Annotated in this window: 10 protein-coding genes; 4 read left to right on the top strand and 6 right to left on the bottom strand. The window is 69.4% G+C overall.

Translation table 11 applies throughout. The features are described from left to right. The first annotated feature begins 209 nt into the window (after positions 1–209). Positions 210–1,796, top strand: coding sequence for a lysyl oxidase family protein (locus M1L60_RS13795; RefSeq protein WP_253237786.1), 1,587 nt, complete (start codon positions 210–212; stop codon positions 1,794–1,796). Between the two features lie 16 nt (positions 1,797–1,812). On the opposite strand, the gene M1L60_RS13790 is transcribed toward M1L60_RS13795, so the two are convergent. The 4 genes from M1L60_RS13790 to M1L60_RS13775 are packed head-to-tail and all read right to left on the bottom strand — an operon-like array spanning position 1,813 to position 5,841. Further along, positions 1,813–2,556 (bottom strand): ATP-binding cassette domain-containing protein, encoded by a 744-nt coding sequence (locus M1L60_RS13790; protein WP_253237785.1) that lies wholly within the window; start codon positions 2,554–2,556, stop codon positions 1,813–1,815. Continuing rightward, complete coding sequence (locus M1L60_RS13785) at positions 2,553–3,569, bottom strand: ABC transporter permease (protein WP_253237784.1); 1,017 nt, start codon at positions 3,567–3,569, stop codon at positions 2,553–2,555. Before M1L60_RS13785 ends, M1L60_RS13790 begins: the two co-directional genes overlap by 4 nt. Continuing rightward, positions 3,562–4,683 (bottom strand): sugar ABC transporter substrate-binding protein, encoded by a 1,122-nt coding sequence (locus tag M1L60_RS13780; RefSeq protein WP_253237783.1) that lies wholly within the window; start codon positions 4,681–4,683, stop codon positions 3,562–3,564. Before M1L60_RS13780 ends, M1L60_RS13785 begins: the two co-directional genes overlap by 8 nt. Positions 4,684–4,692: 9 nt before the next feature. Beyond that, positions 4,693–5,841 (bottom strand): aldose epimerase family protein, encoded by a 1,149-nt coding sequence (locus M1L60_RS13775; protein ID WP_253237782.1) that lies wholly within the window; start codon positions 5,839–5,841, stop codon positions 4,693–4,695. 324 nt (positions 5,842–6,165) lie between these two features. On the opposite strand from M1L60_RS13775, the gene M1L60_RS13770 reads away from it, so the two are divergent. The 3 genes from M1L60_RS13770 to M1L60_RS13760 are packed head-to-tail and all read left to right on the top strand — an operon-like array spanning position 6,166 to position 8,439. Continuing rightward, positions 6,166–7,350 carry an MFS transporter gene (locus M1L60_RS13770; protein ID WP_253237781.1) on the top strand — a complete coding sequence of 395 codons (1,185 nt, stop codon included), beginning with the start codon at positions 6,166–6,168 and terminating at the stop codon, positions 7,348–7,350. Positions 7,351–7,360: 10 nt separating this feature from the next. Then, the gene (locus M1L60_RS13765) at positions 7,361–8,026 is read left to right on the top strand and encodes a FadR/GntR family transcriptional regulator (protein ID WP_253237780.1); all 666 of its coding nucleotides are present in this window, start codon (positions 7,361–7,363) and stop codon (positions 8,024–8,026) included. Continuing rightward, positions 8,023–8,439, top strand: a complete 417-nt coding sequence (locus M1L60_RS13760) for a GNAT family N-acetyltransferase (protein WP_253237779.1) — start codon at positions 8,023–8,025, stop codon at positions 8,437–8,439. Before M1L60_RS13765 ends, M1L60_RS13760 begins: the two co-directional genes overlap by 4 nt. A gap of 388 nt (positions 8,440–8,827) precedes the next feature. On the opposite strand, the gene M1L60_RS13755 is transcribed toward M1L60_RS13760, so the two are convergent. Both M1L60_RS13755 and M1L60_RS13750 read right to left on the bottom strand, forming a co-directional pair. Then, entirely contained in the window at positions 8,828–9,622 is a 795-nt protein-coding gene (locus M1L60_RS13755; protein ID WP_253237778.1) for a hypothetical protein, read from the bottom strand. Beyond that, positions 9,622–10,146 (bottom strand): RNA polymerase sigma factor, encoded by a 525-nt coding sequence (locus M1L60_RS13750; protein ID WP_253237777.1) that lies wholly within the window; start codon positions 10,144–10,146, stop codon positions 9,622–9,624. Before M1L60_RS13750 ends, M1L60_RS13755 begins: the two co-directional genes overlap by 1 nt. Between the last annotated feature and the right edge of the window lie 144 nt (positions 10,147–10,290).

Raw genomic sequence — 10,290 nt, 5'->3', positions numbered from 1 at the left:
GCGCTGACAACGTTGTCAAGACCATCCACCCAGGACGGCCGTATCCAACTTTCGGCCGATGCGGACGGGCCACCAAACATGTCCATGGATGGATATTTCTCACGGATTCGTGCCAACGGGGGTCGATTTCACAGGAACCTCACAGGGGGGTCCCTTGGATGGTCCGGCAGCGGCCGCCCGCCCGGCGGCCGCCCGACCGGAAGGACCCCATGTCCGATCCGTTGCAGAAGCGCCGCCGGCGTTCGCGCCTCATGACGTACGGCGCCGTGGCCGCCGCGCTGGGGCTCACCGCCGCCGGCGTAGGGGTGGCCCAGGCCGCCGCAACCCCGGCCCCGCTGTCGCTCGTCGCCGCCACCGGACAGGTGACCGCCGAGCGCTACGAAGACGACGGCGAGAGCTACCTGTCGCTCGACCTCGGCCTGCACGTCATCGCGGGCAAGGACCCGCTGGAGATCTGGGCCAAGCGCACCGGCTACGACAAGCCGATCAAGGCCGAGCGGGTCGTCGTCAAGAACGGCAAGAAGACGAAGGTCACGGTGCCGGCCGAGCTGGTGCCCGACTTCAACGGTCTCAAGGACTTCACCACCATCTCCATCGCCGACCCGGCGGGCACGGTGGTCAAGGAGTACAAGACGCCGTTCTGCGGCAACGGGTACTCGTCCGCGCGCACCCGGCCCGACGCCCCGGCGGCCAACCCGTACCCGCAGGGCTGCGGCGGCTACAACCCGTTCACGCTGGGCGCGGTCTGGGGCGTGCAGGCCGGCTGGGACGCCCGGGTCGACGACTATCCCGTGTACGACCCGGACGCGGAGTCGTTCGACCTGCCGGTCGGGCAGTACACCGCCACCGCCACCGTGAACCCCGTCTACCAGAAGCTCTTCGGCATTCCCCAGGCGCAGAGCACGGCCCAGGTCGGCGTGACCGTGGTCGAGGGCGACACCGACCGGGGCGGCCTGGCCCGGATCAAGGCGGCCGACGCCGGTCAGGCCGCGGCCGCGCCCGACGAGCACTCGATCCACGACGCCGAGGGTGACGCCAAGCGCCAGGTCTCCTCGTACGTCAACGAGCTGCGCGCGCCGGCCAAGCGGCCCACCCCGCTCAAGGCCGCCCCGTCCGGCGGCCCGCGTCCCGACCTGCGCTCGCTGCCCGCGTGGGAGATCGCGCTGGAGCAGGAAGACGGCAAGTGGTACGTGAACTTCGGCGCCACCGTGTGGAACGCCGGCACGTCGCCGCTGCTGGTCGACGGGTTCCGCCGCACCGGCACCGAGCTGATGGACGCGTACCAGTACTTCTTCGATGCCAAGGGCAATCAGGTCGGCAGCCGGCCGGCCGGCACGATGGAGTGGGACAACCGGGAGGGCCACCTGCACTGGCACTTCACCGACTTCGCGCAGTACAACCTGCTCGACTCGACCCAGAAGCTCTCGGTGCGCAGCGGCAAGGAAGCGTTCTGCCTGGCCAACACGGACGCTGTCGACTTCACCATCGCGGGCGCGAAGTGGCGGCCCGAGAACACCGACCTGTCGACGTCGTGCGGCGCCAACACCACCATCGCGGTGCGTGAGGTGCTCGACATCGGCAACGGCGACACCTACAGCCAGTACCGGCCGGGCCAGTCGTTCGAGGTGACCGACCTGCCCAACGGCACGTACTACATCCAGGTGCTGGCCAACCCCGAGAAGAAGCTGGCCGAGCTGGACACCACCAACAACTCGGCGCTGCGCCAGATCATCCTGGGCGGCACCCCGGAGGCGCGGACGCTGACCGTTCCCCCGGTGCACGGCATCAAGGGCTAGATCCCCTCGTGGCCGGCTACCGGCGCCTCCGGTAGTCGGCCACGACCAGCTCGGTCAGCTCCTCGAGCGAGGTGTCGGCGGCCCGCTTGTCGAAGGTGATCCGGCCGTGCTGCAACAGATTGACTCGGTCGCACACGTCGAGCACCTGGGCGTAGTTGTGCGCGATGATGATCACCGAGACGTCGCCGCGTTCCCGCAGGTCGCGGATCACATCGAGGATCATCGCGCCCTCCTTGGCCCCCATCGCCGCCAGGGGCTCGTCGAGCAGCAGGACCCGGGCGTCGGAATAGACCGACCGGGCCACCGCGATCGCCTGGCGCTGCCCGCCGCTGAGCTTGGCCACCTCGACCCCGACGTCGGGCAGATTGACCCCCATGTCCCTGAGGCGCTGCTCGGCCCGGCGCTTCATGGCCCGGTTGTTCAGCAGCGGCCACCGTACGAGTTCCCGGTTGAGGAACATGTTGTGGTAGACCGACAGCTCGTTGATCAGGGCCAGGTCCTGATAGACCGTGTCGACACCGAGCGACCGGGCGTGGTCGACGCTGCGGAACGTGACCTCCTGGCCGGCGACGAGGATCTGGCCCGAGTCGGGCTGGTGGTAGCCGCAGAGAATCTTGATCAGGGTCGACTTGCCGGCCCCGTTGTCGCCGATCAGCCCCAGCACCTCCCCCGGGTCGACATGCAGGTTGATCTCGCTCAGGGCGGTGAGCGCGCCGAACCGTTTGGCGATGCCCCGCGCTTCCAAGGCCGGTGTCGTCATGACTTCCCCGCTCGCCGCAACCGGGACAGGTACTGGTTGGCGATCATCGAGGCCAGGATGGCCAGCCCGAGGATCAGGTAGATCGTGTTGGCGCTGTAGCCGATCAGGTTGAACCCGTTCTGCAGTTCGGCCAGCACGAGGGCGCCCAGCAGCGCGCCCACGATGGTGCCGGAGCCGCCGGCCAGCGCCGTGCCGCCGATGACCGCGGCCGAGATGGCATAGAAGGTCAGCGTGGTGCCGCCGCCGATGTTGGGGTCGATCGTGTTGATCCGGGACGCCTCCATGATGCCGACCAGGCCACCCAGGGAACTGGTGATCATGAAGTTGCCGATCTTGATGCGGGAGGCGCGGATGCCGGCCTCGGTCGCGCCCACCGGATTGCCGCCGACCGAGATCGTGTGCAACCCCCAGCGCGTACGGGTCAGGACCACATGGAAGACGGCCACGATCAGCACGGCCCACGTGATGCTGGCCCACGGTCCGGCCCCGAGCCAGGTCTGGAACGTCCCCTTGGCTGGGTCCGGGATCGGTACGGGGTACGCGTGCGACGTGATCAGCAGCAGCCCCTGCACGGCGAAGAACGTGCCCAGCGTGACCACGAACGACGGCACGTGCAGTTGCGTGACGATGAAACCGTTCACCAGCCCGATGAACGCCGAGACGGCCAGGGCCAGCACGAAGGCCGGCAGCACCGGCACGCGGTAGAAGTCGACCGCGAAGTGCAGCAGGAACGGCGCGAACGCGGCCACGATGCCCACCGACAGGTCGATCTCGCCCGCCACGAGCAGCAGCACGATGCCCACGGCGATGATCGCGGTGGGCGCCGTGGCCTGGGCGATGTTGACCAGATTGTCCCGGCTCAGGAAGACGTCGCTGGCCACCCGGAAATAGACCACCAGGGCCAGGGCGACCAGCAGCACGCTGGCCTCGCGCCGGCGGAGGAAGGCGTCGAGCACCCGTTTCGGGGCGCGCGGCGGCGCTTCCTCCGCCGACCTCTGCGCGGTGTCAGCCATGCGCGATCGGTCCGGTGCGGGGCACGAGCACCTTGTCCGTCGTCGAGCCCTCGTAGCGCGACTTCGTGTTCTGATACGGCTCCACGTTGTCCTTCGTGACGAACAACAGCCCGGTGTTCGTCTCGCTGGGCGCGAGCAGCCCGCCCGACACCTTGTAGAAGTAGAGCGCCAGCACCGGCAGGAAGCCCTGCAGATACGGCTGCTGGTCGATCGTGTAGTCGAGGTTGCCGTCCTTGACCCCGGCCAGGCTCTCCGGGATCAGGTCGAAACCGCCGGCCACCTTCAGGCTCTTCGACCGCATGTCGTACTTCTTCACGGTCTGGCCGACCGAGGCCGTCGAACCCGCGTCCACGGCGAGCATGCCGCTCAGATCGGGGTGCCCGACGGCGTACGCGTCAATGATCGAAAGGCCTTTGGTCACGTCGGCGTTCGTGGCCACGGGGGTGAACGTGACCGGCTTGCCGCTGTCCTTGATCGCCTGTTGGGCGCCGTCGATGCGCGGCTGGATGTTGAGCGCGCCGGGCGTGGCGATGAACCCGGCCACCTCACCCCCGCTGACCGTCTCCAGCGCCCGTTTGCCCAGTTCGTAGCCCGATTCGTACAAACCCTGTCCCATGTACGCGAGCCGGTTGGTGCCCGGATCGCCCCGGGCCCCGTCGGCGTTGTAGGACACGACCGGGATGCCGGCGTCCAGCGCCTGGTCGACGGGCGCGCGGAAGGCGTCCTTGTCGACCACGGCCACGGCCAGGCCGTCGACCTTGGCGCTGATCGCGGTGTTGAGCGCGTTGACCATCTCGCCCACGATCGAGTTCTGCGAGCCGGTCCACTGCGGCTTCTCGATGCCCAGCAGGGCCGCCGCGTCCTCCATCCCGTACTGGGTCGGGGTGAAGAAGGGGTTGGTGGTCACGTGATTGACGAAGGTGAACTTCCACTTCGGGGTCTCGGGGAAGTTGCCCATGGCCCCGGCCGCCGCGGCCTTGTCGTCACTGCACGCGCTGAGCAGAGCGCCGGCGGCCAGCGAGGCACTGAACAGACCAGTGCCCTTCAGCAGCCGGCGCCGCGTCGCCCGCGGCAGATCCAGGGTGGAGACGGCCTCCTCGACTCTTTCGTTCATATCAAGCCCCTATCGGGTGCCGAATTGATAGACGGTGGTGGACCGCAGAACCTGCCCGGGACGGAGGACGGTGGAGGGGAAGTTCGCGTGGTTGGGCGAGTCCGGGAAGTGCTGTGTCTCCAGCGCCAGCCCGTCACCCTGGCGGTACGCCCGGCCACTGGTGCCGTAGAGCGTGCCGTCGAGGAAGTTGCCGCCGTAGAACTGGATGCCCGGCTCGGTCGTGCTGATCGTCAGGGTGCGGCCACTGGCGGCGTCGCTGACCCGCGCGGCCACTTCGAGCCCCTTGCCGTGGCGGTCGAGGACCCAGTTGTGGTCGTAGCCGCGGCCGTACACGATCTGCTGGAAGCTGCTGCGGTTGCGGGCGCCGATGGCCGTGGCCTTACGGAAGTCCATGGGCGTGCCGGCCACCGCGGCCAGCTTGCCGGTCGGGATCAACGTCGAGTCGACCGGCGTGTAGCGCGACGCCCTGAGCTGCAGCTTGTGGTCGTCGATGGTACCGGTGCCCTCACCACCGAGGTTCCAGTAGGCGTGGTTGGTGAGGTTGACGACAGTCGCCTTGTCAGTGGTGGCGTGGTAGTCGATCCGAATGCCGCGGTCCTTGGTGATCGTGTAGGTCACCGTGGTCCGCAGCGTGCCCGGGTAGCCCTCCTCGCCGTTCGGGCTGACGTAGCTCAGCCGCAGGGCGACGGTGTTCTTGCCCGCGACCGGGGTGGCCGTCCAGACCCGCTTGTCGAAGCCGGCGTTGCCGCCGTGCAGCGAGTTGGGGTCGTTGTTGATGGCCAGCTGATAGGTCTGACCGCCGAGGGTGAACTTGCCCTTGGCGATCCGGTTGCCGTAGCGGCCGATCAGTGCGCCGAAGTAGGCCGGGTTCTTCGACGTGACATAGCCGCCGAGGGTGCCGAAGCCCAGCGTGACGTTGGCCAGTCGGCCGTGCCGGTCCGGAGTCTCCACGGTCTGCAGAATTCCGCCGTACGTGAGGATGCGGACGCGGAACTTGCCGTTGCTCAGGGTGTAACGGTCGACGGCCTGGCCCCCGACGCTTCCGTACGCTTCCTTGCTGATGGACGGTTTGGCGCCCGCCTGTGACGACGAGCTCGAGGCCAGGCCGAGACCCAGCCCGAGGAGCACGACGACCCCGGCGCGCGCGAACGTTCTCATGACATGTCGCCTCGTTCCCTAGGCACGACGCCACGCCGCCACGGCGTGGCGGAAAGGAGCCTGTGTCGGCGCCAGGGGAGGTTGGCACCGGCCCAGACGGAACCGGCTGGAAACCCGAGCTCGGTCCGGACAACGAGTACGTTGTGGACCGTAACCACGCCGGGAGATCGACATGAATCGGCCGATCGCCTGATCCTCTGGACCCGGGCGTGAACGCTAACATCACATGTTTGCTCGAGCGGGCTCTATGACAGCACGAGCCATCCACGTGAGCCTCGCTACTCGATCTGGATTCATCCCATCATCCCATGATTGACTGCCGCGGTGTCCACCACTGTCCTCGCCCCCGCCCGGCTGCACCGCGGCATCCTGCTCGCCGTCGCGCTGACCGCCCTCAACCTGCGCACCGCGGTGACCGGGTTCAGCGTGCTGACCGGCGACGCCGCCGACGATCTGCACTTCGGTCCGGTGGTCGCGGGCGCCATCGGCACGATCGTGACGGCCTGCTTCGCCGTCGCCGCGTTCGCCGCTCCCCCGCTGGCCCGCCGGCTCGGCCTGGAACGCACGGCCGCACTCGCGGTCACCGCCACCACCGCCGGCATCCTGCTGCGGGCCGTGGCCTGGTCGCCCACCGTCATGATCGTGGCCACGGTGATCGCGTTCGCCGGGGTCGGCGCGTCCAACGTCATCCTGATCCCGATCGTGAAGCAGCACTTCCCGCAGCGCCTGCACGCGGTCAGCACGATGTACATGGTGCTGCTGCAGATCGGTCAACTGGCGGCGCCGTTGCTCGCCCTGCCTCTGGCCAGCGCGTACGGCTGGCGCACGGCGGCCGGCAGCTGGGCCGTGGTGACCGCGGCCGCGGCGGTGCTGTGGTTCGTCACGATGCCCCGCTCAGGCGGCCGGGCCCCGGCCGCACCCGTGGCGGCGGTCAGCGTCTCCTGGCGTACGCCATCGGTTCTGGGTCTGATCGGCCTGATGGCGATGACCACATTGCACGTCTACACGTTGGTGACGTGGTTCCCAGCCATGCTGGAGGACGCCGGGTTGAGCACGACGGCGAGCGCGCTGCTGCTGTCGTGGTTCGCCGGCCTCGGGCTGATCGCCGCCTTCGTCGTACCCCCGCTGACCACCCGGCTGCGTAACCCCTATCCGATCGTCGCGGTCTGCGTGGGGTTGATGGGCATCGGGTACGCGGGCATGTTCGTCGCCCCCGCGGCCGGCGCTCTCGTCTGGGCCACCGCGTTCGGCCTCGGTGTGAGCACCTTCCCGCTCTGCCTGACCCTGATCGGGGCCCGGGCGGCCGACTCGCAGAGCGCGTCCAAGCTGTCCGGCCTGGTGCAAGGAGTCGGTTACGGCATCGGTTGTGTCGGCCCGCTCGCCCTGGGCGTGATCCACCAGGCCAGCGGCGGCTGGAATTTGACGTACGGGCTGCTCGCGGCCACCCTGCTGATCACGCTGCGGGCCGGTTGGGCCGCGTGCCGCCCGGTTCCGGCGAGCGCCGGATAGGCTGCACCCCGTGCCTTTTGATCGCGCCGGCCTCGGCACCCGCGTGACCGAACTCTTCCGCTCCCAGGTCACCGATGGCACGTGGCCGCTGGGCAGCAAGATCCCGACCGAACCCGAGCTGGTCGAATGGAGCGGCGCCGGCCGCAACACGGTCCGCGAGGCGATCGGCGCCCTCGTCACGGCAGGCATCCTGCGCCGCGAACAGGGCCGCGGCACGTTCGTGGTGTCGACCTCGGACCTGCGCTCGTCGGTCTCGCGCCGGGTCGCCTCGACGTCACGGCGCAACAGCCTGGAGTTGCGGCTGGCCCTGGACGCCGCCTCGGCCCGCATAGCGGCCCAGCGCCGAACCGAGGCCGACGCCGACTTTCTGAGGGCCCTGCTGGCCGAACGCGAAGCCGCGTGGAAAAGCGGCGACCTGCACGAACGCGTCCGAGCCGACTCGGCCCTGCACCGCGCGGTGGTGGCGGCCACCCACAATCCGCTGCTGGAGGACGTCTACGAGGGCCTGCTGGGCGTCTTCGAAGAGGTCCAACTGCACGACGTGGCCGGCGACACCGACGACCTGGCCCAACTGCACGCCGACCTGGTCGACGCGATCGTCACCAGCGACCCCGACCGCGCCGCCGCCACCATGTCCACGCTGCTCCAGCCCCTGATCAACCAGGCCACCTCATGATCGTGCGCCAAGGCGGCCCGGCTGACGCGGTGGCGCTGGCCGAACTCCGCGACATCGACGACCCCGGCCCGTTCACGGCCTGGATGGCCACCCACGCCGACACCCACCTGCCATTCGTGGCCGAGACCAACGGCGAGGTGGTCGGCGCGGCCTGGCTGCTGATCGCCGAACGGATCCCCGGCCCCGAATCACCGCAACGCTGGTACGGCGACGTCCAGTCGGTCATGGTCCGCGAGCCCTACCGGAACCAGGGAATCGGCGCCGCCCTGATGAACGCGATCCTGGCCGAGTCGGCCCGCCGAGGCCTCCAACACGTAACCGTCCACTCCGGCCGCCGCGCCGTCGACTTCTACGCCCGAAACGGCTTCACCCACCACCGCCAACTCCTCCTCTGGGAACCAGAAACCTCCTGAACCCACCTTCGGCACCCCCCGAGTCATCCGCAAAGGGGAATCACTGACGTCGCTGTTCTGACTCGTCATGCCAACGGGCAGTCCGGCTGCGGGCATCCGGCCGCGGACAGTCCGGCAAGATCCGCGCGGGCAAGATCGCGGCATACTGCCGGGGCTGACCCACCTCGAGCCGCCGGGCGCCGACGCGGATCTCGACCGGGCCCAGCTGGCGGAACTCGATCACACGCTCCCCAGCAACTCGGCCTTTGTCGGTCGTCGGCGGCAACATCGAAGGTTGACCAGTCGCGCAGCCCACCCGGCGCCACGACCGACCCGCGGCCGTTTGCCACCGCATCTGCGCGCGGCTCGGCGGGCCGGGTTCGTTTCCGGGCCCGGGCCCGCCTGGCGCCTACTGGTTGACGTCGTAGTCCTTGATGTTCGTGGTGATGGTTTTGCCGTTGTCGAGGGTGATCGTGACCTTCGGGTTGGGGGAGCCGTTGTAGCCGGTGTTGTCGAGCAGGCGGCCGGCGATGCTGGCGGGCTTGCGCTGGGGCCACCACGCGGCGAAGCGGCCGCCCTGCACTGTGGCTCGCACCTTCATGTCCTGGGTGTCGAAGACGATGGCGGTGACGCGGGAGCCGACCCGGCCCGAGACCATGAACTGCGTGCCTGAGGCGACGCCGCCCGAAGTCTTGTGCACCCCGATGGTGGCCAGCGCGTCCGCAGCCGGGGCGGGCAGCAGCGGGCCCGACATCGCCTCGCCCTCGCCGTCCGGGTACTCGGCCGTCAGCACCGTCGACCGCAGGCACTGGGCCTCACCGGTGGCCGATGTCAGGTAGGTCATCACCCAGTTGCCGCGGACCTCTACCATCGGCCGCCCGCCGGCCGGGCCGATGCGGGTCAGTTCCGCGCAATGCCGCACGTTCTCCGCCGTCTCGGTCGCGGTGGCCGGGCGGGGTTCGGCGTCCCAGGTGGCGATGGCCGCCTCGTCGGTGCCCAGGATCGGGGCGGCGGCGACCACCCCGGTCACGGCCAGCGCGCCGGCCAGCGCGAACCGGGCCACGCGTCGCCGCTGCGGCGGCCGGGCGGAAACCTCGGTTGCCATCACCCGGGCCAGCGTGGCCGCGGCGCGGGGTGAGTGGACCAGGTCGTCGGGGACGGCGCGGGCCGGGTCGTGGCTGCGGAGCAGTTCGTCCATCGTCATCACGCGTATCCCTTTTCGCTGGCGGAGGGCATCGGAGTGGGCACAGCAAGGTGCTGCTTGAGCAGACGCCGGGCGCGGCTGAGGCGGATCCGGAAGGCCACCGGCGAGACACCCAGCACCTTCGCGGCCTGCGCGGCGCTGAGGCCCTCCCACACCGAGAGGCTCAGGGCCTCCTGGTGCGCCGGGCCGAGCCGGGTCCAGGCGCTGGCCAGGTCGACCGAGGTGGCGACGAGGTCGTCGTGCCCGGCCATGGCGACCGGTCCGGCAATCTGGAGCCGGCCCCTGTTCTCGGTGCGGTGTTTGGCCAGCAGCAGCCGCCGGGTGATGCCGAAGAGCCAGGCCCGGGCCTCACCGTGGGCGCCGGGCAGGTCGGCCAGCCGTTGCCAGGCCACCACGAACGCCTCGGCCACGACGTCCTCGGCCTGGTCGACCGGGTGGCCGCGCCGGACGACGAACCGCACGAGGTCGGCGTACGTGCTCGCGTACACCTCCTCGTACCTTCGTCTGTCCCGCTGTTCTCGCATCTCTGTCACACCTCAACATGTCGCCCGGCAGCTCAACGTTTCAGGCGTTTCCAAGAATCGACGGGCGTGATTGACCCTCACAGTCATCCCATGTTTACTACAGGTCACCGCCGACCTTTCCCCGAGCCGGTTGGAGTCCCCTGC

The organism is Paractinoplanes aksuensis (genome assembly GCF_024137025.1).
In the GTDB taxonomy this organism is placed as follows: domain Bacteria; phylum Actinomycetota; class Actinomycetes; order Mycobacteriales; family Micromonosporaceae; genus Actinoplanes; species Actinoplanes aksuensis.
Note: the sequence above shows the minus strand (reverse complement) of the source record. Positions and strands in the feature narration are given on the sequence as shown.